The organism is Mycolicibacterium wolinskyi (assembly GCF_002101965.1).
Classification (GTDB): domain Bacteria; phylum Actinomycetota; class Actinomycetes; order Mycobacteriales; family Mycobacteriaceae; genus Mycobacterium; species Mycobacterium wolinskyi.
This window is the reverse complement of the sequence record NZ_LQQA01000031.1, coordinates 138,292-160,122: the sequence shown is the minus strand read 5'-3', so window position 1 is coordinate 160,122 and position 21,831 is coordinate 138,292. Positions and strand designations below refer to the sequence as shown.

26 protein-coding genes are annotated in these 21,831 nt (G+C 67.9%); 20 read left to right on the top strand and 6 right to left on the bottom strand.

What is annotated here, in order from left to right; translation table 11 throughout:
- The 10 genes from hemC to AWC31_RS28260 all read left to right on the top strand — a co-directional run bounded on the left by hemC (position 1) and on the right by AWC31_RS28260 (position 7,567).
- The gene (hemC, locus tag AWC31_RS28305) at positions 1-966 is read left to right on the top strand and encodes a hydroxymethylbilane synthase (RefSeq protein WP_085147601.1); all 966 of its coding nucleotides are present in this window, start codon (positions 1-3) and stop codon (positions 964-966) included.
- The gene (locus AWC31_RS28300) at positions 963-2,747 is read left to right on the top strand and encodes a bifunctional uroporphyrinogen-III C-methyltransferase/uroporphyrinogen-III synthase (protein ID WP_110775306.1); all 1,785 of its coding nucleotides are present in this window, start codon (positions 963-965) and stop codon (positions 2,745-2,747) included. Before hemC ends, AWC31_RS28300 begins: the two co-directional genes overlap by 4 nt.
- A gap of 72 nt (positions 2,748-2,819) precedes the next feature.
- Positions 2,820-3,752 carry a porphobilinogen synthase gene (gene hemB, locus AWC31_RS28295; RefSeq protein WP_234817032.1) on the top strand — a complete coding sequence of 311 codons (933 nt, stop codon included), beginning with the start codon at positions 2,820-2,822 and terminating at the stop codon, positions 3,750-3,752.
- Positions 3,749-4,192: a hypothetical protein gene (locus AWC31_RS28290; RefSeq protein ID WP_085147596.1), complete on the top strand. Its 444-nt coding sequence runs from the start codon at positions 3,749-3,751 to the stop codon at positions 4,190-4,192. Before hemB ends, AWC31_RS28290 begins: the two co-directional genes overlap by 4 nt.
- 20 nt (positions 4,193-4,212) lie before the next feature.
- Positions 4,213-4,611 (top strand): hypothetical protein, encoded by a 399-nt coding sequence (locus AWC31_RS28285; protein ID WP_067849150.1) that lies wholly within the window; start codon positions 4,213-4,215, stop codon positions 4,609-4,611.
- Complete coding sequence (locus AWC31_RS28280) at positions 4,601-5,095, top strand: transport-regulating membrane protein Mce1N (protein WP_085147594.1); 495 nt, start codon at positions 4,601-4,603, stop codon at positions 5,093-5,095. The genes AWC31_RS28285 and AWC31_RS28280 overlap by 11 nt, the downstream gene beginning before the upstream one ends.
- Complete coding sequence (locus tag AWC31_RS28275) at positions 5,092-5,319, top strand: hypothetical protein (protein ID WP_067849144.1); 228 nt, start codon at positions 5,092-5,094, stop codon at positions 5,317-5,319. Before AWC31_RS28280 ends, AWC31_RS28275 begins: the two co-directional genes overlap by 4 nt.
- Before the next feature lie 2 nt (positions 5,320-5,321).
- Complete coding sequence (locus AWC31_RS28270) at positions 5,322-6,080, top strand: APH(3'') family aminoglycoside O-phosphotransferase (protein ID WP_085147592.1); 759 nt, start codon at positions 5,322-5,324, stop codon at positions 6,078-6,080.
- 52 nt (positions 6,081-6,132) lie between these two features.
- Positions 6,133-6,987 (top strand): oxygenase MpaB family protein, encoded by an 855-nt coding sequence (locus AWC31_RS28265; protein WP_067849139.1) that lies wholly within the window; start codon positions 6,133-6,135, stop codon positions 6,985-6,987.
- Positions 6,974-7,567 carry a TetR/AcrR family transcriptional regulator gene (locus AWC31_RS28260; protein ID WP_085147590.1) on the top strand — a complete coding sequence of 198 codons (594 nt, stop codon included), beginning with the start codon at positions 6,974-6,976 and terminating at the stop codon, positions 7,565-7,567. Before AWC31_RS28265 ends, AWC31_RS28260 begins: the two co-directional genes overlap by 14 nt.
- A gap of 5 nt (positions 7,568-7,572) precedes the next feature.
- Here AWC31_RS28260 and AWC31_RS28255 read toward each other — a convergent pair whose 3' ends face one another.
- Entirely contained in the window at positions 7,573-9,699 is a 2,127-nt protein-coding gene (locus tag AWC31_RS28255) for an amylo-alpha-1,6-glucosidase (RefSeq protein WP_085147588.1), read from the bottom strand.
- Positions 9,696-10,841 carry a glycosyltransferase family 4 protein gene (locus tag AWC31_RS28250; protein WP_067849129.1) on the bottom strand — a complete coding sequence of 382 codons (1,146 nt, stop codon included), beginning with the start codon at positions 10,839-10,841 and terminating at the stop codon, positions 9,696-9,698. The genes AWC31_RS28255 and AWC31_RS28250 overlap by 4 nt, the downstream gene beginning before the upstream one ends.
- 256 nt (positions 10,842-11,097) lie before the next feature.
- Between AWC31_RS28250 and AWC31_RS28245 the strand changes: the two genes are divergently transcribed.
- From AWC31_RS28245 to AWC31_RS28230, 4 genes are all read left to right on the top strand, one after another.
- Positions 11,098-11,721 (top strand): hypothetical protein, encoded by a 624-nt coding sequence (locus tag AWC31_RS28245; protein ID WP_234817025.1) that lies wholly within the window; start codon positions 11,098-11,100, stop codon positions 11,719-11,721.
- A gap of 681 nt (positions 11,722-12,402) precedes the next feature.
- Positions 12,403-12,732 carry a MerR family transcriptional regulator gene (locus tag AWC31_RS28240; protein ID WP_085147584.1) on the top strand — a complete coding sequence of 110 codons (330 nt, stop codon included), beginning with the start codon at positions 12,403-12,405 and terminating at the stop codon, positions 12,730-12,732.
- A gap of 48 nt (positions 12,733-12,780) precedes the next feature.
- Positions 12,781-12,999 (top strand): hypothetical protein, encoded by a 219-nt coding sequence (locus tag AWC31_RS28235; RefSeq protein WP_085147583.1) that lies wholly within the window; start codon positions 12,781-12,783, stop codon positions 12,997-12,999.
- 88 nt (positions 13,000-13,087) lie between these two features.
- Entirely contained in the window at positions 13,088-13,531 is a 444-nt protein-coding gene (locus AWC31_RS28230) for a pyridoxamine 5'-phosphate oxidase family protein (RefSeq protein ID WP_275082236.1), read from the top strand.
- A 25-nt stretch (positions 13,532-13,556) separates the two neighbouring features.
- On the opposite strand, the gene AWC31_RS28225 is transcribed toward AWC31_RS28230, so the two are convergent.
- Complete coding sequence (locus tag AWC31_RS28225) at positions 13,557-13,925, bottom strand: ArsR/SmtB family transcription factor (RefSeq protein ID WP_067849115.1); 369 nt, start codon at positions 13,923-13,925, stop codon at positions 13,557-13,559.
- The gene (locus AWC31_RS28220) at positions 13,873-15,189 is read right to left on the bottom strand and encodes an MFS transporter (RefSeq protein ID WP_085147580.1); all 1,317 of its coding nucleotides are present in this window, start codon (positions 15,187-15,189) and stop codon (positions 13,873-13,875) included. Before AWC31_RS28220 ends, AWC31_RS28225 begins: the two co-directional genes overlap by 53 nt.
- A 91-nt stretch (positions 15,190-15,280) precedes the next feature.
- Between AWC31_RS28220 and AWC31_RS28215 the strand changes: the two genes are divergently transcribed.
- Genes AWC31_RS28215 through AWC31_RS28200 form a run of 4 tightly spaced genes read left to right on the top strand, consistent with a single transcriptional unit; the run spans position 15,281 to position 17,634 of the window.
- A complete protein-coding gene (locus tag AWC31_RS28215) occupies positions 15,281-15,769 on the top strand; it encodes a Chromate resistance protein ChrB (RefSeq protein WP_234817024.1) in 489 nt (162 codons plus the stop codon).
- Positions 15,766-16,197 (top strand): chromate resistance protein ChrB domain-containing protein, encoded by a 432-nt coding sequence (locus AWC31_RS28210; RefSeq protein WP_085147578.1) that lies wholly within the window; start codon positions 15,766-15,768, stop codon positions 16,195-16,197. The genes AWC31_RS28215 and AWC31_RS28210 overlap by 4 nt, the downstream gene beginning before the upstream one ends.
- Positions 16,194-16,787: an Rv1733c family protein gene (locus tag AWC31_RS28205; protein WP_085147576.1), complete on the top strand. Its 594-nt coding sequence runs from the start codon at positions 16,194-16,196 to the stop codon at positions 16,785-16,787. Before AWC31_RS28210 ends, AWC31_RS28205 begins: the two co-directional genes overlap by 4 nt.
- Before the next feature lie 4 nt (positions 16,788-16,791).
- A complete protein-coding gene (locus AWC31_RS28200; protein ID WP_085147574.1) occupies positions 16,792-17,634 on the top strand; it encodes an ABC transporter permease in 843 nt (280 codons plus the stop codon).
- Here AWC31_RS28200 and mddA read toward each other — a convergent pair.
- Complete coding sequence (mddA, locus tag AWC31_RS28195; RefSeq protein ID WP_085147572.1) at positions 17,547-18,317, bottom strand: methanethiol S-methyltransferase; 771 nt, start codon at positions 18,315-18,317, stop codon at positions 17,547-17,549. The genes AWC31_RS28200 and mddA overlap by 88 nt on opposite strands.
- 159 nt (positions 18,318-18,476) lie before the next feature.
- Positions 18,477-18,857, bottom strand: a complete 381-nt coding sequence (locus AWC31_RS28190) for a nitroreductase family deazaflavin-dependent oxidoreductase (protein ID WP_085147570.1) — start codon at positions 18,855-18,857, stop codon at positions 18,477-18,479.
- 196 nt (positions 18,858-19,053) lie between these two features.
- On the opposite strand from AWC31_RS28190, the gene AWC31_RS28185 reads away from it, so the two are divergent.
- Both AWC31_RS28185 and hemL read left to right on the top strand, forming a co-directional pair.
- Positions 19,054-20,460 (top strand): cytochrome P450, encoded by a 1,407-nt coding sequence (locus AWC31_RS28185; protein ID WP_234817023.1) that lies wholly within the window; start codon positions 19,054-19,056, stop codon positions 20,458-20,460.
- A gap of 35 nt (positions 20,461-20,495) precedes the next feature.
- Complete coding sequence (gene hemL / locus AWC31_RS28180; RefSeq protein ID WP_085147565.1) at positions 20,496-21,806, top strand: glutamate-1-semialdehyde 2,1-aminomutase; 1,311 nt, start codon at positions 20,496-20,498, stop codon at positions 21,804-21,806.
- Positions 21,807-21,831: the final 25 nt, after the last annotated feature.

Below are 21,831 nucleotides of genomic sequence, written 5' to 3'. Positions count from 1 at the left end.
TTGGCAAACTCCTCTAGGACGCGCGACACTCCGATCCGGATCGGAACCCGGGGTAGCTTGCTGGCGACCACGCAGGCCGGGACCATCAGAGACGCCTTGCTGGCCGCGGGGCATCCCTGCGAACTCGTCATCATCACCACCGAGGGCGACCGCAATCAGGGGCCGATCGCCGACATCGGCGTCGGGGTGTTCACCGCGGCATTGCGGGAAGCGATCCACGACGGCCGCGTCGATATGGCCGTCCACTCCTACAAAGATTTGCCAACCGCGCGCGATGAGCGCTTCACCATCGCCGCGATACCCCGCCGTGAAGACCCTCGTGACGCGCTCGTCGCCCGCGACGGCCTGGTGCTGGGGGAGTTGCCGGCGGGCTCGGTGATCGGCACGTCGAGCCCGCGACGGGCGGCGCAGCTTAGAGCACTGGGTCTCGGTTTGGAAATCCGCCCCCTAAGAGGCAACCTAGATACCAGGTTGAACAGGGTTACGAGCGGTGATCTCGACGGCATCGTGGTCGCCCGGGCGGGTTTGGCCCGCATCGGACGGTTGAACGTTGTCACCGAGACGCTCGAGCCGGTGCAGATGTTGCCAGCGCCGGCTCAAGGTGCGCTCGCGGTGGAATGCCGCGCCGGCGACACCGAGTTGGTCGCGGTGCTGTCGGAGCTGGATGACGCCGACACGCGTGCCGCGGTCATCGCCGAACGGGTCCTGCTCGCCGAACTGGAGGCGGGCTGTTCCGCACCGGTGGGCGCGATCGCCGAAGTGGTCGAGTCCATCGATGAGGACGGCAACGTCTTCGAAGAGCTGTCGTTGCGCGGCTGCGCAGCGACGCTGGACGGATCCGACGTGATCCGTGCGTCCGGCATCGGAACTCCGGAGCGGGCCGCTGACCTTGGTGTCTCGGTGGCCGCGGAGCTCTTCGAACTGGGCGCACGCGAGCTGTTGGAAGAGCGTGGGAGTGAGAAATGACCCGGCAGGACACCGTCGGTAGTGCCGACAATGCTGCCCGCGTCGGCGGAGCCGACAACGCAGCCCGCGTCGGCGGTGCCGACAACGCAGCCCGCGGTGCCGACAACGTAGTGCACGGCGGCGCCGACCACCCGGTTCGGGCGCGAGGCCGCAAGGTGAAGCCCGGTCGCATCACCTTCGTGGGTTCAGGCCCGGGAGACCCGGGACTGCTGACCGCGCGGGCACAAGCTGTGCTGGCGCACGCCGAGTTGGTGTTCACCGATCCCGATGTCCCCGAAGCGGTGCTGGCCCTCGTCGGCACCGATCTGCCCCCGGCGTCCGGTCCGGCCAAGCCCGCGGGCGGGGCCGACGCCGCCACGCCGGAGGCCGAGCAGCCCGCCGTGATCCCGGGCGGACCCGAGGTGCGGCCCGCCCTCGGCGATCCTGCCGAGGTGGCCAAGACGCTGGCCGGCGAGGCCCGCCACGGTTACGACGTCGTGCGGTTGGTCGCCGGTGACCCGCTGTCGGTCGACGCGGTGATCACCGAGATCGGCGCGCTGGCCAAGACACACCTGAACTTCGAGATCGTGCCCGGGTTGCCCGACACGACGGCGGTGCCGACGTACGCCGGCCTGCCGCTGGGTTCGTCGCACACCGTCGCCGACGTCCGCGGTGACGTCGACTGGGCGGCGCTGGCCGCCGCGCCGGGCCCGCTGATCCTGCACGCGACGGCCTCGCACCTGCCGGACGCCGCGCGCACCCTCATCGAGCACGGTTTGGTGGAAAACACCCCCGCGGTCGTCACCGCCAACGGCACCACGTGCCAGCAGCGTTCGGTCGAGACCACGCTGAGCGGCCTGATCGACAAGGCCACCCTGGCCGGCAGCGAGCCCGCCGGACCGCTGGCCGGGCCCCTGGTGGTCACGATCGGCAAGACCGTGGCCAACCGCGCCAAGCTCAACTGGTGGGAGAGCCGCGCGCTGTACGGCTGGACCGTCCTGGTGCCGCGCACCAAGGACCAGGCCGGCGAGATGAGCGATCGACTGGTGGGCCACGGCGCACTGCCGATCGAGGTGCCGACCATCGCCGTCGAGCCGCCGCGCAGCCCCGCGCAGATGGAGCGCGCGGTCAAGGGTCTGGTCGACGGCCGGTTCCAGTGGGTGGTGTTCACATCGACCAACGCCGTTCGCGCGGTGTGGGAGAAGTTCAACGAGTTCGGCCTGGACGCACGTGCGTTCTCCGGGGTCAAGATCGCCTGCGTCGGCCAGGCCACCGCGGACAAGGTGCGCGCGTTCGGGATCAACCCCGAGCTGGTGCCGTCCGGTGAGCAGTCGTCGCTCGGCCTGCTGGACGAATTCCCGCCCTACGACGAGGTTTTCGATCCGGTCAACCGCGTGCTGCTGCCGCGTGCCGACATCGCCACCGAGACGCTGGCCGAAGGTCTGCGCGAGCGCGGGTGGGAGATCGAGGATGTCACCGCGTACCGCACGGTGCGGGCGGCCCCGCCGCCGGCGCACACCCGCGAGATGATCAAGACCGGTGGGTTCGACGCGGTCTGCTTCACGTCGAGTTCGACGGTGCGCAACCTCGTCGGCATCGCGGGCAAGCCACACGCTCGTACCATCGTCGCCTGCATCGGCCCGAAAACCGCTGAGACGGCAGCCGAATTCGGGCTGCGGGTCGACGTCCAGCCGGAAACGGCCGCGGTCGGACCGTTGGTCGAGGCGCTCGCCGAGCATGCCGCCCGGCTGCGTGCCGAGGGTGCGTTGCCGCCGCCGCGTAAGAAGAGCCGTCGACGCTAACGCCGAAGATGCGGAGGCTTTACCGTGTCCTATCCGAGACACCGTCCGCGCCGGTTGCGGTCCACTCCGGCGATGCGCCGGCTGGTGGCCCAAACCTCGTTGGAGCCAAGGCATTTGGTTCTGCCGATGTTCGTGGCGGACGGTATCGACGAACCGCGGCCCATCAACTCGATGCCGGGCGTGGTTCAGCACACCCGCGATTCGCTGCGGCGGGCCGCGGCTGACGCGGTCGACTCCGGAGTCGGTGGCCTCATGCTGTTCGGCGTGCCACGCGACGAGGACAAGGACGCCACCGGGTCTGCGGGGGTGGACGCCGACGGCATCCTCAACGTGGCGCTGCGCGACCTCGCGAAAGACCTCGGCGACGCGACGGTGCTGATGGCCGACACGTGCCTGGACGAGTTCACCGATCACGGGCATTGCGGCATCGTCGACGCGCGCGGCCGTGTGGACAACGACGCCACCAATCTTCAGTACGTGAAACTCGCTGTGGCACAGGCGGAATCGGGCGCACACGTGGTCGGCCCGAGCGGGATGATGGACGGTCAGGTGGCTGCCATCCGCGACGGACTCGATGCCGCCGGGCACACCGATGTGGCCATCCTGGCCTACGCCGCGAAGTTCGCCTCCGCGTTCTACGGCCCATTCCGCGAAGCCGTGTCGTCGAGCCTCGTCGGCGATCGTCGCACCTACCAACAGGATCCGGGCAACATCCGCGAAGCGGTCCACGAGATCGAGCTCGACCTCGACGAGGGTGCCGACATCGTGATGGTCAAACCCGCCATGAGCTATCTGGACGTGGTCCGGGCCGCAGCCGACATATCGCCGGTTCCGGTCGCGGCCTATCAGATCTCGGGCGAGTACTCGATGATCAGTGCCGCCGCGGCCAACGGCTGGATCGACCTCCAGGCGGCCGCGCTCGAATCACTGGTCGGTATTCGGCGGGCCGGGGCCGACGTCGTGCTGACGTACTGGGCCGCCGAGGTCGCCGGCTGGCTCGCGTGACCGAACCCGTGACCGAACAGCGCAGGGAGCCCGACGAGCGTCCGGGCCCCCGCCCCGAAGACGTCGACACCGGTTTCTGGTTGTGGGCCGTCGCGCTGCCGCTGCTGGTGATCGGCTATCTGCTCGACGTCGTCACCGGGGCCCGCGGAGATCAGCGGCTGCTCCTGATCGTCTTCTCGGTGATGTTCATGGTGGTCCTGGCCTCGATCGTCGGGGCTTTCCTGGTGCTGCTGCGGCAGGGCTATCGGTGGGCACGGACCTTGTTGACCAGCGGCGGTGCGGTTTCGGTCGTACATGCCGTCAGCAGCCTGCTGTCCGGGGACCGGCCGGCCGCCGTCGCGGTCGCGTATGCCGTCACGGCGATCGTCGGGTCGGTACTGATCGTCGGCGGGATCTATCTGCTGCACCGCAAGGACGCGAACGGATACTTCACGCGCTGATTCGCTAGGCTTTGCCGACAATGCCGACCTCAACGCCGTCTTCACCGCCGCCGCCACAGCGCTCGCTCGTCACGACGGTCGGGTTCTGCTTCTGGCTGGTCGCCGCGGTGTTGTTGATGGTCGGCGGGATGATCGCGGCATCGGTTTCGTTGCCCGGCCTCGACACGCTCGTGTTCCGCGGCACCGGTGTGCTGACCGCGCTCGCCGGCATCGGGATGGCATTCCTGGCCGGGCGCAGCCGCAGCGGCGATCCCCGCTTCCGCCGGGCCGCGATCGCGTTGTCGCTCGCGATCGTGGTGATCGTGGCGTTGACGGCACGGTTCGGCGTGGTGCACATCCTCACCCTGTTCGGGGTGGTCCTGCTGATCATCGGGACGATCCTGAACGCGCTGCCGAAGCCGAGGAGAGATGTTGACTGAGGCCGAGGGACAGAGCGGAGCGCAGGCGCCCGAGGTGCTGTTCTACGAGCAGGGTGCGAGCTGGGCGTGGCTGCTGGCCGGGCCTGCCGCCGGCATCAGCATGGCGATCCTGCAGCGAACCGGCGGATACGGCCACGACCTGTGGATTCCATTGGCGTTCCTCGTGCTCGTATCGGGGTTCATCGCGATCCAGATCAAGGCGGCCCGCATCCACACCTCGGTCGAGCTCACGGCTCAGACGCTGCGGCAGGGCACCGAACGGATCTCGATCGACGAGATCGTGCGGATCTATCCCGAGGCCACCGGGTCGGAAGCGCTGAAGTGGCAGTCGTTCCGCGCACTCGGCGAACTGACCGGGGTTCCGAGGGGCCGCACCGGGATCGGCCTCAAGCTCACCGGCGACCGCTCGGCCCAGGCCTGGGCGCGCAAGCACCGCCGTCTGCGCGAAGCCCTCAGCGCGCTCGTCGAGGAGCGGACACCGTGAAGCGTCGCGCCGTCATCGAACTCGTGGTCGCGCTCCTGGCGGCCGTCGGCTGCGTGCTGAGCTGGCTGGCGGCCGGCTCCACGATCGAGGTCGCGCCCGTGCTGGCGGGCGAACCGGCCACCACATCGGTCACCTACTACGCGCCGCTTCTGGTGCTGTCGCTGTTGCTGGCGATCGCCGCCGGCGTGCTGGCCGTGCTGGGCATCGCCCGGCTGCGACGCTGAGGATGTTCGACTGGCTGCCCGTCACCCACGGTGAGTCCGGCGCCGGGGTGTTCCGCAGCCCCGACGGCACGCGTTACGCCAAGATGGTCGCCGCGGCCGAGGTAGCCGACCTCGCCGCCGAGCGGGACCGGGTCTCCTGGGCGAACGAGCACGGGATTCCCGCACCGGCCGTGATCGACTGGGGTGTCACCGACGGCGGTGGCGCCTACCTCGTCACCACCGCGGTGGCCGGGGTGCCCGCGGATCGGCTGACCGAAGCGGGGCTGCGCGCCGCGTGGCCGTCGATCGTCGCCGCGGTACGCGCGTTGCACGACGTTCCGGCCCACGCCTGCCCCTACCGTCGCGAACTCGACTCGATGCTGGCGCGGGCGCGCCGGGTCGTGGCCGCCGACGCGGTGAACCCCGACTTTCTGCCCGACGAAGACCGGGCCGTTCCCGCGACAGAGCTGCTGGCGCGGGTCGAGCGCGACGCCGCAGTGCGGCGAACGCAGGAGGCGCACGATCTGGTCGTCTGCCACGGGGACCTGTGCCTGCCCAACATCCTCGTGGACGACGCGGCGGTGGCCGGCTTCATCGACCTCGGCCGCCTCGGCCGCGCCGACCGGCATGCCGATCTGGCGTTGCTGCTGGCGAACACCGCTGACACGTTCCCCGGGTTCGCTGCCGAAGCGGCCGCGCTTCTGGCCGCGGAGTACCCGGCGCCTATCGACGACGACCGGCTCACGTACTACCTCGACCTCGACCCGTTGACGTGGGGGTGAGTGTCGTCACACTCCTGGTGGTACAAAGTGCAAAATCTGTAACACTGTGTCCATGACTGAACTGGCTGAGCAGCCGCAGCAGCTCGACGCCCTGCCGTTGGGCCCGGAATCCTTGGTGTGGAAGTACTTCGGCGACAACCGCATGTACCTGATCGGGCCGCGCCCCGCGGTGCTGCAGAACATGCTCGCCGAGTTGGGCCAGGGCGTGCTCGACCACTCGACGTTCTTCTCCGACACCGCCGAGCGGCTCAAGCGCACGATCCCGCCCATCTTCCGCACGGTGTACGGCAGTGACGACGACAACGCGGGCACCCAGGTGCGCGATTTCCACCATCACGTCAAAGGTGACATGCCCGACGGCGGCCGCTACCACGCACTGGATCCCGAGACCTACTTCTGGGCCCACGCGACATTCGTCGAGCAGGTGCTCTACTTCGCCGACACCTTCGTCAAGCGCCTGACCGACGCCGAGAAGGAACAGATCTACCTGGAGTCCAAGACGTGGTACCGGCGCTACGGCGTCAGTGACCGCCCGATGCCGGCCACCTACGCCGAGTTCGTGCAGTACTGGGACCGGATGATGGACGAGGTGGCCGTGCCGCACAAGTCCGCGCGCTACGGCGTCGGCTACGTGACCAAGGGCTTCCCGTGCCCGAAGGCGGTGCATCCGGCGGTCTGGCGGGTCATCGCGTTCGTGTTCAACCCGGTCGCGGCGTTCCTGACCACCGGCGGCCTGCCGCCCCGCGCCCGCGACCTGCTCGAACTACCGTGGACCGAGCGGCAGGAACGCAACTATCAACGGTTCGCCGCGTTTTGGAGGTCCCGCCCGGTGAACTGGGTGTGGGATCATCTGCCGATGAGTGTGCGCTACAACAAATTCGCGCAAAAGGGCTATGCCAGGGGCTGACACCGCCAGTGAGGCCATCCTCGACGCCGCACTCGTCGAGTTCGAACGGCACGGCTTTCGCCGGGTCGCGCTCGATGACGTCGCGCGACGCGCCGGGGTCAGTCGCACCACGATCTACCGCAGGTTCGCCAACCGCGACGAACTTGTCGGTGCGGTGATCGAGCGCGAGAATGTGGCGCTGTTCGCCGATATCGCCAACGAGCTGAAAGCCGCAGGGCCACAGTCGAACTACTACGTCGAAGCGTTCACGCTGTCGATCCTGCGGTTCCGCAGGCACCGCGTGCTCAACCAGATGATCGGCGACGAACCGGCTCTGGTGATGGAGCTGATGCACCGTCACTACGGCGCGGCGGTCGAACGCATGGCCGCCGCGCTGCGGGTGATCTTCCCGCCCGGATTCGCCGACAAGATCGGTGAGCAGACCGTCAACGACCTCGCCGACACGATCCTGCGCTATGCGGCGATGGTCCTGCTGCTCCCGAGCGTCCAGCCACTCGACACCGCAGACGACATCCGGGCATTCGCCACCCGGCACTTCCTGCCCAGCCTGCCGGTGTCGCTGCGCGCCGTACCCGCCTGACGGTTTCAGCGCGGCGCGGTGACCACGTCCCAGTCGTCGGGCACGCCGCTGACCTTGACGTCATGGCCGTATGCGTCGATGTTGACGACAACGTTGCCCAATCGCAGATCGGTCAACGCCAGGCGCCCCCAGTCCTGGGGCAGTGCGGGCGACACTTCGATCTGGCGCTTCGGCACATGCGGATCCAAGCCGAGGAACGCGCGGACGAGTAGCAGCGGGGCAGCGCTGGCCCACGCCTGTGGCGAGCACGACGTGGGGTAGGGCACCGGCGACGGGAATTCGGTTCGCGGGAACCCGCAATACAGCTCGGGTAGCCGACCGCCGAACGCATCGGCGGCATCGAGCAGACCGGCCGCGAGCTGTTCGGCCAATTGCACGGCCCCCGGTACGTGCCGGTAGCGCATGAGGCCGGCGATGGCGATCGCCGTATCGTGCGGCCACACCGAGCCGTTGTGGTAGCTCATCGGGTTGTAGGCGCCCATCGTGGTCGCGAGGGTGCGCAAACCGAACCCCGAATTCATCTCGGTGTCGGACAGCCGGTCGATGATCGCGGCGGCGTGTTCGTCGGTGGCGATGCCGGTCCACAAACAGTGGCCCACATTGCTGGTCAGTGCATCGACCGGCCGCTTTCGGGCATCGAGTGCGATTGCGTACCAGCCCTTGTCGTCCAGCCAGAAGGCGTCGAGGAACTGGCTGCGCAGGGTTCGAGCCCGGTCACGGAGGCGCTGCGCGAGCGCGGCGTCGTCGAAGGCCTCGGCCAGCTCGGCACGTGCCAGCAGCGCCGCGTAGTGATAACCCTGGACTTCGCACAGCGCGATCGGTGGCTCGGCGGTGCGTCCGGTCGCGTCGTTGATGCCGTCGAAGCTGTCCTTCCAGCCTTGGTTGATCAGCCCGCGGTCGGTCGCACGCTGATACTCGATGAACCCGTCGCCGTCGCGGTCGCCGAATCGCGTCGCCCACATCAGCGCCGCATCGGCCGCCGGTAGCAGGGAACGCACGGATCCCTCATCGGCGCCCCATCGCCAGCTCTCGGCCAGCAGCATCACGAACAGCGGTGTCGCGTCGACCGCCCCGTAATACACGGTCCCACCGAGAACGTCTTCGCTGGCCGGTCCGCGCCGGATTTCGTGCAGTATCCGGCCGGGCTGTTCCTCGGTGATCGGATCGATCCGGCGGCCCTGCACCTCGGCGAGCCGCTGCAGCGTGCCCACCGAAAGCCCGCAGTCCAGCGGCAGCGCCATCCATGCCGTGAGCAGGCTGTCCCGGCCGAACAGGGTCATGTACCACGGCGCGCCCGCCGCGACAAACGGTCGGCCGTCGCCGGTCTCGTCGTGGATCAACAGCGCCCCGAGGTCACTTTCGGTGCGCCGCAACACCTCTGCGAGGGTGGCGTGGTCGGCTTCGACGTTGGTCGCGGTGTCGCGCCATGCCTCCATCTTCTGAGCGGGCGCACTCGACTCCAGCTGTTCGCCACTGCGGAACCGGCTCTTGACGCTCTGATTGGCCAGCGTCGGCTGCACGACCACGTCGACTTGCCAGCGTTCGTGGGGGCCGACGACGACGCGCCAGGTGAACGAACCGGGCAGCACGGCAGGGTCTCCGGTGGCCGTCACGGTCAACCCGCGGATGTAGTCGGCGCGGTCGTGCAGGACGAGTTCGTCGTTGACGACCGTGAGCTCGGCGCCGCGCACCGGTGCGCGGCCTTCCTTGACGGCGAACAGGTCGGCGAAATCAGCGTCGGCGTGCAGTTCGAGGGTCACGACGGTGCTCTCACCGTCGAGGTTGTGCAACGTGATGGTTTCGCGCATCCCGTCGGCCACCAACCGCTCCCGGACCACGAGCAGCGTGCTGTCGGCCAGCCCGGCACGGGGAGCGCGACGGGAGATGAACTGGGCGGCAAACGCTTCCGGAATCTGTACCGACAGCGGTTCCGGCGGGCGGCCGTCGACACGGAGCTCCCACCGGGACAGCACCCGCGCGTCGCGGAAGAACAGTCCGTGCGAGCAGCCCGCCGTCACGTCGCCGTGCCGATCAGACAGGCAGAAACTGGCGCCTTCCACCAAAGTCACTGTGTCGCCGTCGAACCCGATGCCGGCTGGCTCGCCGCTGTTGAGTGCGTTGGGAGCGCTCATGCGCTGGCCCGTTCCGGCATTCCGGGCTCGACGATCTGGCGCAGGGTGATCGGCTGCGGTGCGCCCAGCACCGAGCGGTAGATGCGCTCGTACCCGGATCCGAACTGGCCGACGGCGAAGTGGGCGGCCACGTGACGTCTGCAGGCCGCCGGATCCAGCGCCTGTGCCTTGTCGATGGCCGTGGCGAGCTCTTCGGGCCGGTCACAGAGCACACCGGTCACGCCGTCGACGACGACCTCGGGCACCGCGCCGCCGCGCAGCGCCACCACCGGCGTGCCGCACGCCATCGCCTCGATCATCACCATGCCGAACGGCTCCTCCCATTGGATCGGGAACAGCAGGCAGCGTGCACCGGCCAGGAGCTTGCGCTTGCTGACGGCGTCGGCTTGTCCGAAGACATGATCGTTCTCGGTGAGCAGCGGCCGTACCTGCTCGTCGAAGTAAGCCTGTTCCGACGGCTCACTGCACTTGCCTGCCAGCACCAGGGGCATGCCGGCCTCATGTGCGGCCTGCAGTGCGAGGTGGGCCCCTTTGTAGGGGGCGTAGCGGCCGAGGAACAACGCGTAGTCGCCTTTGTCGGACCGGAACGGCCAGTCGTCGATCCGCAACGCATTGTGCACGCGCCCAACCCAATTGAGATCGGGAGCCAGCTCGCGTTGCCGATCGCTGATCGCGATCAGGCCGACATCGTCGCCGAGTTCGCGGTAGTAGGGGTAGAGGTCGTCGTCGATCGGGCCATGCACCGTGACGAGGGTGGGCAACCCGAGGTTCCGGTACGCGGGCGTGTTCAACGGGCCTGCGAACGTGTGGTCGTGGATCAGGTCGACGCCGTCGGTCGAAGCGATGTGTTCGATCGCGCGGCGGACTTTGAGTGCATGCATGATCTCGGGATAGGGCTGCCCGAGCCGATCGGCCATGGTTTGGCGCCACAGCGGCTTGAACGACGCCGCGGTGCCGGGCTCACCGGCACCGAGCAGGGTGACGCGGTGCCCGCGTTTGACCAGAGCGTCTGCCAGATCGGCGACGACGGCCTCGGTACCTCCGTAACCCTTGGGTGGAACGTCGAAGTAGGGGGGTGCGACGAGCACGATGCGCAGCGGTTCGATGGCTTCGTTGGAATTGGCGAAGTCGTTGCCGCTCATGGATTTACCTCCTTCACGGTTGTCGCAGCGGCGTTAGCACTCTCATCCGACGAGTGCCAATTATGGCGTGTTTGAGCCGACTGCGCCAACGAGGGGTGCGGCGTGCCTTGGACATGTGTGCGCAGTCGCGCCGCTGTGGTGACCGGCTGCCGGTGCTCTGCTCGACCGCAGGGTGCACAATCACGTCGACGGACACCGAAAACCAAGGGGCGGAACACGGCTGACGATGCATAGCAGCAGAACGCCACGAGATCACGTGTCGGCAGTGGTTGCCGCGCACGGCGCGCTGGCGTACCAGGTTGCCCAGGCGTCAGCGTTGTTGCGCGCCAATGCCTACGACAAGTACGCCGCGCACCTCGAGGAGCACCGCGCCGAGCTCAACGTGGCGATCGGTGAACTGGCGTTGTGGTTCGACAGTTTCGGCGACTGGCTGCCGATCGACGTCGGCTCGGGTCTCCACGCCGCGACATCCGACGGCGTGGTCGCCGGCGGGTCGTTCGAAACGCAGCTGCACACGGTGCGTGAGAGTCTGAAAGCCGGGCTGCGGCGTCTGCTCGGTGAGGTGGCCGACGCCCGGTCCGGTTTGGCCGGCGCCGGTCTGCCTGCCGGCGAGATCACCGCATATCGCAGGGTGGCCCGGTTGTGGGCAGGCGAGGCCATCGATGTGGTCGCCGCCGTTCACCGGCTGGCGCTGGCCGACCACTACATCCGCCGGCTCGGTCTGCTCGCCGGCGGCCGTGCCGGTCGCGAGGGGGTTGACCTACTGCGACGATGGATGCACGAATTGGAGGAAGCCGATCGCGAAGGCGAACTGGAGCTGGCCGCGACCTGTGGGTACGAGCAGTTCGTCGAGCGCTACCGCGCAGAGTCGGCAGGCTGACAGCCACCTTCACCGGGCGTTTCCGAGAAAATCGGGGCGGCCGAGAAGGGATGGCACCCAGAGCTCGGCCGCCCCGGGTTGCGCGTGTAGCCCACCGATCTGTGCCACCGTCAGTGGCGATATGCGCAGGCTCGAGTCGGCCGATGTCGCATCATGTCGCATAACTGGGCTCACGCGGGTCGAGATCAGCAGTCATTGCTCCAGGTGCATCACTCCTTGACTCACAGGGAAATTCGAGGTCTGACGAACACGCCGGAGGTGAGCGCTGAGTTGCCCACACCTGCTGTGCGAGTTCTCGCCACCCCGGTCCGTTGCGTGCCCGCGGTGGCCGTGTTGTAACCGGTCGAAGGATCGCGGTGCGGAGACCGGCGCGACGGCGCGGTCGGCGGCTGACGGGCATCTCCGCGACAACCGCCGGGCCCTTCCCTGAATCCCTCTCGTGCACAAGGCGTTTCCACTCGGCCTCCACGATCGCCGCCGCCTCGTCGAGCACGGCAGAGGGCTGTCGGGTCAAAGCCGCCAACTCGCTCACCTCCTTCCCGGATGCTGTCGAATCCACATGCAGGAGTAGGCGTTTCGCCGCGGTGTCGACAGATCTGTGTCTGTCGACATAGTTTTCTTATAGCACTGGATTAAGGTGGGTGCAAGGCCCAACCGGGTGTAAAAGAAGAAGGCGACTCAGTGTCCATTGATTCAGGCGAGCGGTCCGCCCGGGGCGTGTACGCCATCTCGGTGGTCGCCGAGTTGACCGGGCTCGACCCCCAAACGCTGCGGCTGTACGAGCGGCGCGGGCTGCTGACTCCGGCACGCACCGGCGGTGGGACCCGTCGTTACAGCGACGATGATCTTGTACGGCTGCGACGGATCGCCGAACTCGTCGGCGAAGGCGTGAACATCGCCGGAATCGCCCAGATCTTGACACTCGAACGACGCAACAGCGAACTGGAATCCGACAACGTCCACCTCAGGGCCGAGAACGCCCGGCTGCATGCCGGCCGCACGCGACGCTGAGGTCGGTGCACTGTTTGGTACGTCACATTTCGGGGCAGCCCGATATCCATGGACGCAGAACAGCAGGACACCGAAGAGAACCGCAGTACCGAGGCTCCCGAAATCACCGACGAGCATCGGCAGAAGGCCAAGAAGATCATGGAAGCGTACGAGGACGACCGTCCTACGACGACGCTGCCGGGCAGTGGGGGGACCGTTTCCGGAACCATGGTCAACGATTGGGTCGACGACGAAGGGAAGCCGGTCTACGGCAACGACGATAAATAGCGGCGAGCACTCACGCCGCTCGCAGTGCGGCCCACCTAGGGTGGCAGGCGTGACTTCGTTGGACCAGACTGCGCCCGCTTTCGTCGACATGGCCCATGCAATCGTGTGGGCCTCCGTGGCCACCGTCGACGCCGACGGCCGGCCCCGCACCCGCATCCTGCACCCGATCTGGGAGTGGGACGGCACCGATCTGTTCGGCTGGGTCGCGACGGTGCCGAGCCCGGTCAAGCGCGCCCACCTCGCAGTGAATCCGTATGTGTCCGTGAGTTACTGGACGACGAGCCATGACACGTGCTCGGCCGACTGCCTCGTCGAGTGGTACACCGACGACGAAACCTGCACGCAGGTCTGGGACAAGTTCGCCAACGGCCCGGCGCCCGTGGGCTACGACCCGCGCATCATCCCGCAGTGGAGCGAAGGGCCGACTTCGCCGGAATTCGCCGCGCTGCGGCTGACGCCATACCGGCTGCGGGTGATGCCGGGAACGGTCATGATGCAGGGTGCCGGCGAAGTGCTGAGCTGGCACAGCTAGCCGTCTCTTGTGTCCCGCTTCGCGGTCAGGGATGTGGTGGTTCCCCGGTCACGCGGTGGTCGGCGTGATTGAGGCCTTCTCGGACCAGGCGACTGAGGTGGCCGTCGTTGAGCCGGTAGACGATGTGCCTGCCATCGCGGCGGGTGGCGACCAGGCCGGCGAAACGTAGCTTGGCGAGGTGCTGGCTGACGGAGGTGCGCGAAGCGCCGGTTGCGGCGGTCAGGGCGGCGACGTCGGCTTCCTTCTGGCTCAACAACCACAGGACGTGCAGCCGGGTGGGGTCGGCGAGCATCCGGAAGATGTCACTTGCCGTCTCCAGGCGCAGCTGATCCGGCTCGACGTCATGGCGCAGGCTGGCCGGCGACGGCGGATTCCCGGGTGCAGATCGGGTCATGTGCACCACCTTCTCGCTGCCGTGACGGGGATCCGGTCGGCCGCCAGGTTGAGATCGCTGTCGCTGCGGCGAGTGTAGCCACGCCGGCCAGGACGAGCGCGGCAACGGTCTGGCCCAGCGTGGCGCCGACCCAGCCGGCAATCGGATAGGCCACCAGGAAGCAGGCATGCGACAGGGAGAACTGTGCGGTGAACACGGCTGTCCGGTTGTCGATGGTCGAGCCCCGCCGAAGCAGTTGGGCCGACGGGGTGTTGATCAGCGAGGTCGCTGCACCCAGTGTCATCCACAACGCGCCTAGCACAACCCATCCGGCCGGCGGCGCGGGCGGCACCGAGATGAACACCGTCGCCGCGCTCAGAGCCGCGGCCGTGACCGTCGCGCCGGCGAGCATGACGGTGCGATCGCTCAACCTGCGGAGGGTTCGGGGCATCGTCAGCGCGACGAGCATGGATCCGGCGCCGTAGCAGGCCAGCATCGACGCCATGCCGAATTGCGGGCCGTCGAGCAGATCCCTGACGTAGATGACGGTGTTGACCACCACCAGTGCGCCGGCGGCTGCCACCGACATGTTCAGCGCCAACAGTGCGCGTAACTCGGTCGCCGACACCATCACCTGGGCGCCCTGCAGGAGCCGATCGCGTAACCGCTCGGGCCGCGTCGCAGCCGGCATCGGGGGAAGCCGGCTCGCCAGGACGAGGGCCGCCGAGACCGCGAATCCGCCGACGGTTCCGAGGAACAACAAGTGATAGGAGGTCACGGCCAACAGTGCGGCGGCCAGTATCGGGCTCAGCAACGCTTCGAGGTCGTAGGCGAGCCGCGACATCGACAGCGCGTGGGTGTAATCGTCCTCGTCGATCAGGACCGACGGAATGGCCGACTGGAACGCCGGGGTGAACGTCGCGGAGGCGGCTTGCAGCACGAATATGAGTACGTAGACCTGCCACACCGCGTCCACGAACGGCAGCATCAGCGCGACCGTGGCGCGCACGATGTCGGTGGTCACCAGCACGCTCCGGCGGGGAAACCGGTCGGTCAGTGCCGACATCAGGGGCGCGACCGCCACGTAGGCGACCATCTTGATCGCCAGTGCCATGCCGAGCACCGCGCCGGCCCGGCTGCCCGCCAAGTCATAGGCCAGTAGCCCGAGCGCCACGGTCAGCAGGCCCGTTCCGAGCAGTGCGACGACCTGCGCGGTGAACAGCCTGCGGAACACCGTATTCGCCAGCGCGCCGGAGCGCGGCCTCGGCGGGGAGCGGTCGGCCATGCCTCGATTATTACCTCATGTGCGCACTTGCGCACCTATATGCATCCGCCTGCGACTGGATTGCGTATGTAACCACGGTTACAATCAGTAGGTGGCCAGCGAGAGCAGGCAGTGGGTGCTGCTGAACTACCGGATGCCACGGGAGCCATCGACACCCCGGATTGCGGTGTGGCGCAAGCTGAAGAAGCTTGGCGTCGCTCAGTTGGCCGACGGATTGGTTGCGCTCCCCGCCGACGCGCGTACCCGTGAGCAGTTGGAATGGCTGGCCGATGAGGTGATCGAGGCCGGTGGACAAGCCGGGGTATGGCTGGCGCACCCCACGATCGTGCGCCAGGAACGTGACTTGGCGGCCACGCTGGCGGAGGCCAGGGCGGTCGAGTACCGGGCGTTGTCGGCTGCGGCGGCTGAAGCCTCAACGCTCAGCCCGTCTGCCCGCGCGGCCGCGTTGCGTCGGCTGCGGACCCAATGGCGGCACGTCACCCGGCGTGACTTCTTCCCTCCGCCTGAACGCGAACAGGCGCGAATTGCTCTGCAAGAGCTGGCCGGTCGGATCGGCAATACTGCGGAGGTGCCGCGATGAGGTGGGCGACGCGTGCCGGGGTGCACATAGACCGGGCCGCGTGCGCGTGGCTGATCCGCCGATTCGTCGATCCAGCGGCCGAGTTCGTATTCGTCGCCGGTCCGGATGATGTTCCCGACGACGCGACGCCGTTCGATATGCGCGGTGTCGATCTCACCCACCATGGCGGGGACTGCACTTTCGAAACCATCCTTCGCCGTTACGAACTCGACGACCCGGTGCTGTGGCGCATCGCTGAGATCGTGCACGAGGCCGATCTCGACGACGGCCGCTTCGACGCGCCGGAAGCACCCGGGCTGGACACGGTGATGCGCGGACTGTCGATGATCGGGTCCGATGACCAAACTCTGGCCGTAAGCGATGCGGTGTTCGCCGGGCTATATGAGTTTCACCGTCGGGCCTTGATGCTCGGACGGGAGCCGTCGTGAACCTCATCACTCGTGGACTGTCATCGTGGTGGCGGCGCGCCGCCGGACGAGATGCCCTCGTGCGACGCAGCGATCGGGTCGAGGCATGGATGGTGGCCGTGACCGTCGTGTTGCTGATCGGTGCCGTACTCGTCGGCAGCGCAGTAGGCATCGGGTTGTACAACGCTCGTACCGCCCACCACGCCGCCGCCCGATCAACGTGGCACGTCGTGTCTGCGACCGCGATGGACTCCAGCGCTATGGCGCCGGACACTCGCCGGTTCGCCTGGACTGTTCCCGCCTGCTGGCCCGCTCTCGGTCGCACCCGCTGTGACACCGTCGACACAGAACGCGCTGTCGCGGCTGGCCAACGGCTGTCAATCTGGATCGACCACAACGGCAATTATGTTCAGATCAGCGATCCGGCGCGTCGTGCCCTACGTGATTGTCTGGTTGCCGGGCTTGCCGTATGGGGTGTGTTGACCACGACGATCCTGGCCGCCGTGGCGATATTCCGTCGCCGACTCGACGCCATCCGATCACGAGCGGTCGACGTAGCCCTCGCGTTACTGCTCGGCACAAGTTCCGATATGCCCGACGACAGTCGCTGACGGCATGCTGTCGAACGAACCCACCCTGGGAGCTCCGCTCATCGGGCTGTGCATCGGCATGGCGCTCGCCGCTGCGCTCATCTACCGGCTGGCCGGGCTCGGTCGGCCGGCCACCGTCCCGTGGGCGACATTTCGCGCCGGAGTGCAACTGGCTGCCGTCGCCGCGATCCTTGCCGCGGCGATCACCCGGCTGTGGTCATCGGTGCTCGTGTTGGCGGTGATGTTCACGGTCGCGAGCCTCACGGCCGCCCGCCGTAGTCAGGCGACCCGCGGATCAGCCTGGATCGCAATGGCTTTGGCTGCCGGACTGCTCTGCGTGTTGCCCGCGCTGTTGCTGTCCGGTGTGGTGCCCTCGACGGGTGTCGCCGTGGTACCGGTCGTCGCGATCGTCCTCGGTGGCACCATGACCGCCGTCGCCGTCGCCGCGCGCCTGGCTCTCGACACCCTCGTCCTACGCGCCGGTGAGGTCGAGGCGGCGCTGAGTCTTGGTATGAGCAACCGGGATTCGCGCCTGGAGGTCATTCGTGGAGCGGCGACCAATGCCTTGCTGCCGAACCTCGATTCGACCCGGACGGTGGGCTTGGTGACGCTTCCCGGGGCATTCGTCGGCGTGTTGCTCAGTACCGGGTCGGCGACTCAGGCCGGCGCGGTGCAGATCCTCGTCCTCGTGGCGCTTTTGCTTTCACAGAGTTGTGCGGTGGCGATCACCATCGAGCTCATCGCCCGCGGTCGTATTGTGCGAGCGCAGAATCCGTCGCCTCAGGCCGGCCGCCGCCGGATCTTCGGCGTCGGTTCGGTGTGGTCACGGTGGGGCCACGGCACCAGCATGGGAACCCGCTCCCGGTAGTCGCGGTATTGGCGGCCCATGGCGCCGACCAGATCCCGCTCTTCGAGCTGAATCGCCACCAGGATGTAGGCCGTGCTCACCGCGGCGAAGAGCAGATGGCCGGCCGTCATCGTCGGCGCCGCCCAGAACGCCACGATGAAGCCGAGCATGATCGGGTGGCGAATCAGCCGGTACAGCAGCACAGTTCGGAAGCCGGGCTCACGGTACGGCTCGCCGCGCCAGGCCAGAAACACCTGACGCAACCCGAACAGATCGAAGTGATTGATCATGAACGTCGAGCTGAGCACAGTGGCCCAGCCCAACCAGAACAACGCCCACAGAAGCACCCGGCCCGCAGTGGATTCCACGTCCCACACGACGGCCGGCATGGTCCGCCACTGCCAATACAACAGGAACAGCGCGAGGCTGGCCAACAACACATAGGTGCTGCGTTCGATCGGCTGCGGCACGAACCGGGTCCACCACCGTTTGAAGCCGGGCCTGGCCATCACGCTGTGCTGCAACGCGAACACCGACAGCAACACCAGGTTGACGATCACCGCCTCGACGATCCCGGCCGTGATTCCGGAGTCGACCGTGCGCGGCACGAGAAAGCCGCCGACGAAACCGATCGCATACAGAAACGCCACCAGGAACACCAGGTAGCTCGCGACCCCGTAACCGATGGCGAACAAGCGCTTCATGGCGACCTCCCGGTGGCCCGGCCCATATTCACTCTATGCCTGAAATGCGCAGGTGAACAGGGGTTTGTTGACTAGCCAAAATTACACATGAGCAACGCGTTCGTAGCGCTGAGCCGGCCTACCGCCGAAGCGCCATGCCGCACCGATCGGCGAACCGCGTCACACGCGCCGCAACAGCACGGCCTGCTCGAACGGCAGGCGGGCAAAGACCTTCTGCGCCCGGCCTTTCACGTGGGCCGCCGCTTCTTCTCGGGTCACCACCCGCGGCTCGGCCAGCCGGATGGTCCTGCCGTGCCTGCGCATCTCGGCTCCGCCGGCAGCGGTGATGTTCTTGAGCCAGTCACGGTTCGGCCCGTAGGTCAGCAGAATCGCGACGCCCTCGTCGGTACCGAAGACCGAGAGCGGGGTGCGGTAGCGCGTACCGGATTTGCGCCCGACGTGTTCGAGGATCCCGAACGTAGGGGCCCAGCCCGCCCAGAGCCGCTGGATCGGGTTGGTGACGTGACGGTTGAACCGGGCCAGCCATTGCGGTAGTTGCATGGCCCCAATCATGCGTGAATGACGGTTGCCCCGACCAGATCCTGCTGAGCTGGCGCTCAGCGCGAAGTTTGTCGACACTATGGCGTATGGGCGATCTCAAGCCGCCGCGGTTCGTGCGTGCGGTGTTCAACCGGACTGCGCTGGTCAGCAAACCGCCGCAGCCAATCCGCGTCCTCGCGCAGACGCCGGTGGCCGAGTGAGACCGGCGACCGACGGCGGGAATGCCGTGGCTCCGGTACCCGACGTCAGCACCCTGCCGCTCGCGCCGCGCAACCCGCTGTCGATCCGGCAGCTGGCGAATGCGGTGCGGGCCCTCGACACCGGGCAGGAGTTGATCCGCGCCGCGGGCGGGCCCGTCACGCGGGTACAACTCGGGCCCAAGTGGCTCGTGCCGCCGTTGGTGGCGGTGTTCTCGCCTGAGGGCATCCGCGACGTGCTGGGCCGCAACGACGCGTTCGCCGAGCGCTGCATCGTGCACGACGAGGTGCGCCACGCCGCAGGGGACAGCCTCTTCGTGCTGCCCAACGAACAGTGGCGGCCCCGCAAACGTGCGCTGCAGCCGGTGTTCACCAAGCAGAACGTGCGGGCCTTCGGCGGCCACATGTCCGGGGCGGCGCAGACCGCCGTCGACAGCTGGGCGGACGGCGGCGACATCGATCTGGACGCCGAATGTCGCCGGGTGACCATGCAGTCGCTGGGCCGTTCGGTGCTCGGCATCGACCTCAACGAACGCGCCGGCGTCATCGTCGAACACATGCACGTCGCGTCGTCGTATGCCACGGACCGGGCATTGCGCCCGGTCCGGGCGCCGCGGTGGCTGCCCACGCCCGCACGCAAGCGGGCCAGGGCCGCCGTGGCGGCCATGCGAGCTGTCGCGGCGGAGATCCTGCACGCTTGCCGTGTCGATGAGACCCATGACGCGCCGCTGGTGCGGGCGCTGATGGCCGCGACGGACCCGGAGACCGGGCTGGCCATCTCCGACGAGGACATCTGCAACGACCTGTTGATCTTCATGCTGGCCGGTCACGACACGACCGCGACGGCACTCACGTACGCGCTGTGGGCGCTGGGACACCATCCGGAGATCCAGGACCGCGTGGCCGCCGAGGCCGCTGCCCTGGGCGACCGTGAGCTGACCCCGGCCGACGTGCCGAGCCTGCGCTACACCGTGCAGGTGCTCGACGAGGCGTTACGGATGTGCCCGCCGGCTGCTGGTGTGGGCCGGCTGGCGCTTCAGGACATGGCGGTCGGCGGGTATCGCATCGAGGCGGGCAGCCTCGTGGCGCTGGGCATCTACGCGGTGCACCACGACCCCGAGGTGTGGCCGAACCCGCAGGTCTTCGACCCGGACCGGTTCAGCCCGGAGAACTCGCTGGGGCGCGACCGCTGGCATTTCATCCCGTTCGCGGGTGGTTCGCGGTCGTGCATCGGTGAGCATTTCGCCAGGCTGGAGACAACGCTTGCGCTGGCCACCATCATCCGGTCGGTCGAGGTCGTGTCGACCGACGCGGACTTTCCCGTCGACGTGCCGTTCACGACCGTCGCACGGGGTCCGATCAGGGCCCGCGTACGCGCCCGCAAGCCGAACCACTACACCCTGTAGTTGACGAGGTTGCGGCGACTGGGACACTGGTGGCCATGCGTGCACATTCTGCGCAGACCCAGCGCTCGGCCCAACTGTTCGCCGACGCCTGCGCCGTCATTCCCGGTGGAGTGAACTCGCCGGTCCGTGCCTTCAACTCGGTGGGCGGCACTCCGAGGTTCATCACGTCGGCCAACGGCTACTGGCTGACCGATGCCGACGGCAACCGTTACGTCGACCTCGTGTGTTCGTGGGGGCCGATGCTGCTCGGCCACGCCCACCCGGCCGTGGTCGAGGCGGTGCAGAAGGTGGCCGTCGACGGGCTGAGCTTCGGTGCCCCGACGCCGTCGGAGACCGAACTCGCCGCCGAGATCATCGACCGCGTGGCCCCCGTGGAGATGCTGCGACTGGTCAACTCGGGCACCGAGGCCACGATGAGCGCGATCCGGCTGGCCCGCGGCTACACCGGGCGGGCCAAGATCATCAAGTTCTCCGGCTGCTATCACGGCCACAGTGACGCGCTGCTGGCCGACGCCGGCTCGGGTGTCGCGACGCTCGGTCTCCCGTCGTCGCCGGGCGTCACGGGCGCAGCCGCAGCCGACACCATCGTGCTGCCGTACAACAACGTGGCCGCCGTCGAGGAGGTGTTCGGCCGGTTCGGTGACGAAATCGCCTGTGTCATCAGCGAAGCCAGCCCCGGCAACATGGGCACGGTGCCTCCGCTGCCCGGTTTCAACGCCGCGCTGCGCCGCATCACCGCCGAGCACGGCGCGCTGCTGATCCTCGACGAGGTGATGACGGGCTTCCGGGTCAGCCGGTCAGGTTGGTACGGGATCGATCACGTCGAAGCCGATCTGCTGACGTTCGGCAAGGTCATGAGCGGCGGCCTGCCCGCCGCGGCGTTCGGCGGCAGCGCCGAGGTCATGGGCCGCCTGGCGCCGCTGGGTCCCGTCTACCAGGCGGGCACCCTGTCGGGTAATCCGGTGGCGATGGCCGCCGGGCTCGCGACGTTGCGCAACGCCGACGACGCGGCCTACGCACGGGTCGACGCCAACGCCGACCGGTTGGCCGATCTGCTCACCGGTGCGTTGACCGAGGCGAGTGTGGCCCACCGCGTCCAGCGCGCCGGGAACATGCTCAGCGTGTTCTTCACCGACGAGCCGGTCAACGACTTCGCCGCGGCCAAGGCCACCGAAACCTGGCGGTTCCCGGCGTTCTTCCACGCGCTGCTGGAAGCCGGGGTCTACCCGCCGTGCAGTGCCTTCGAAACTTGGTTCGTCTCAGCGGCTTTGGACGACGACGCGTTCTCACGTATCGCCGACGCGCTGCCCGCCGCCGCACGCGCCGCAGCGGAGGCCGCGGCGTGACCGAGAGTGCGGTGCCTGTCAGAAC